The sequence below is a fragment of the Zooshikella harenae genome, assembly GCF_018837975.1.
GTDB classification, from domain to species: Bacteria; Pseudomonadota; Gammaproteobacteria; order Pseudomonadales; family Zooshikellaceae; genus Zooshikella; species Zooshikella harenae.
The window spans coordinates 1-1,837 of sequence record NZ_JAGSOY010000218.1 but is presented as its reverse complement, the minus strand read 5'-3'; the positions used below and the strand labels follow the sequence as shown (position 1 = coordinate 1,837).

Annotated in this window: 1 protein-coding gene and 1 pseudogene; one reads left to right on the top strand and one right to left on the bottom strand. The window is 33.3% G+C overall.

From position 1 onward, the window contains the following. Positions 1-1,078: 1,078 nt before the first annotated feature. Complete coding sequence (locus tag KCG35_RS25040) at positions 1,079-1,270, bottom strand: hypothetical protein (protein WP_215822575.1); 192 nt, start codon at positions 1,268-1,270, stop codon at positions 1,079-1,081. A gap of 356 nt (positions 1,271-1,626) precedes the next feature. On the opposite strand from KCG35_RS25040, the pseudogene KCG35_RS25035 reads away from it, so the two are divergent. Beyond that, positions 1,627-1,837, top strand: a pseudogene (locus tag KCG35_RS25035) (hypothetical protein); the annotation flags it as partial.

Sequence of the window (1,837 nt, the reverse complement as noted above, 5' to 3'; positions counted from 1 at the left end):
AAACTATTTTCGGTAAGCAGTGTTCAATATACTTAACATGATAGCAGGAAAATAATTATAACATGCTAATAAATAGAGCATTTGTTTTTAATAAGGAAGCTGAGGAACTTTAATAACCGTTCGTACGACTTTATCTGTACTGATTCAGATCAGATCGTGCCTAATACACTTTTATCTTTCTCATTTTACGTCTCGTAGTGTGAAGTTTTCATCGTACTTTTGATTAATTTTATACAGCCTCTCCACAAGTTTAATCAGAGAAGCAATATACTGCTAAATTTAGGCGTGAGTACGTGTTGATCAATTGATTGTAGTCAAAAAGTGGATGTCCCTTTTTAGATCCTTAAAAAGTATGAGCAATCATAAATGAGTCATTTGAAGGTTTTGGTTGTAATGTTTTTATTTTTACCTAGCTTGCTGTATGCTACTGGCACAGTTGAGTCTACTTCAGGGCTATTTATTATATTTAATATTATACCAATATCGTTTTTGTTTCCTTTGGCTACTTCCTTTCTATTTATAGTAAAGAAACAGAATCGATTTAAATGTTATTTTGAGGCTATTGGTGTAAGTTACCTGACCATTATACTAGTTTGCTTAAGCTTTTTTATTATTCTATTCCCTGTTTTGAGGGTGTTTAGTAATATTTTGAGTCTTTTGATTTTTATTTTTTTACTATTTATATTCCCTCTGATTGTTACTGCACAATGCTTTAAGGGGAAAATAAAAAAATAGATATGTAGCTTTTGTTTGAAAACTAACCAGCTGTATATAGTTATGGGGTGTTTGTTTTTTTGATCAGCTTTATCTATGATATTTAAGGGGAATGACGTAGTGAGTCAGTGATCAGGCTTTTACCTCTAACGGTTTAAATAACTTTGTTTATAACGTATAGGGTAAGTAACCTGAGTGCTAATATGATAATTCAGCTATTTGATTGTGACTGTTTCGTTGTATTTATGGCTCTGTTAGTTTAAAAGAGAAGAGTATGAAGGAAAAAGGAATACTTAAGATTATGTGTATACAAAAGCCAGAAACAGTCACTTCTTGGTAGTGGTACAATAGTGCTTTATTTGTATTAAAACCCATTATCCAGTATTTGGTCCATATCTTTAAGCACGTCCTGAGCAAGCTCCTCAATACCTTTTAATGCTTTCTTCTCAGTAGTAGCAAGGTAGGATAGGTTAGGGAATTCTTTGCAAAGTCCAATGTAGCCTTCGTCTTCTTCAGACCAAATGACTTTGTAAGAAAGATTTTTATAATCAGGCATCAGAACTCCCCCGTTAATAGTTTAATAGAGTAGCATTGTGTCTCTTTTAGGGTTTCAGGGTCAAGTTGTTTAATTGAATATATGTATCATTATGCGGCTCTTTAGGGACGCGAGCTGGATACACTGTGAATTGCGTTATGGTTGATCTCTTAAAACGTTGTATTAAAGAATTATTTCTGACAAACTTGAAGGTTATCTTGCATTTTTGTTGCAGTGTTTGGTTATAGGTAGATTTATCATTCAAATTTAAGTCATAAGCTAGCATTCACTTAATATTATCAATACGTTGATAAAGTACGACAGGCAGCTAACTCTGCTAATCTGAGAGAAGTAGCTCTGTAGGATGATATTGAGTAATGAAATGCTTGAAAATAATATTGAGCTTGTTGCTATTAACCTCAACTTTGGTATGGGCTAAGGAAGAATCTGTTGACCCCATATATGTTGCTGGTTCCGGTGTTGTTCGAGTTGCTACTGGAGAATGGCCACCTTATATATCTAAGAACCTAAAACATTATGGTGTGGTTTCTCATGTTATTAAAGAAGCATTTGCGGAGGAAAATATTA

Coding starts and splice junctions, on each gene's coding strand:
- KCG35_RS25040 (WP_215822575.1), bottom strand. CDS start 1,270: ATGCCTGATTATAAAAATCTTTCTTACAAAGTCATTTGGTCTGAAGAA.